The following is a 230-nucleotide window of genomic DNA, read 5'->3' as shown; positions in this document are numbered from 1 at the left end:
AATAAACTCTTCCAGCAACTTGCCGCTGAGGTTGTCGATGGCGCGGTCAATGAGCTGGCTGCGATCGTATGTTGTAACTATCTCCACGCCTTCCGGCAGACTACTTTTCAGCGTTTCCAGTTTGTCCTTCACGGCGGCGATCACTTCTCGGGCGTTTTTGCCGGATCGCAGGATCACCACCCCGCCCGCCACTTCGCCTTCGCCGTTTAGTTCGGCAATGCCCCGGCGCA

Annotated in this window: 1 protein-coding gene; it reads right to left on the bottom strand. The window is 57.4% G+C overall.

The features are described from left to right. Positions 1 to 230 (bottom strand): efflux RND transporter permease subunit (locus QP548_RS16940; protein WP_284905669.1); only part of this gene is annotated, 230 nt, incomplete at both ends.

The organism is Clostridium sp. UMB9555A (assembly GCF_030222355.1).
Lineage (GTDB): Bacteria > Bacillota > Clostridia > Clostridiales > Clostridiaceae > Sarcina > Sarcina perfringens.
The sequence above is the reverse complement of the archived record's forward strand: the minus strand, read 5'-3'. Positions and strand labels throughout refer to the sequence as shown.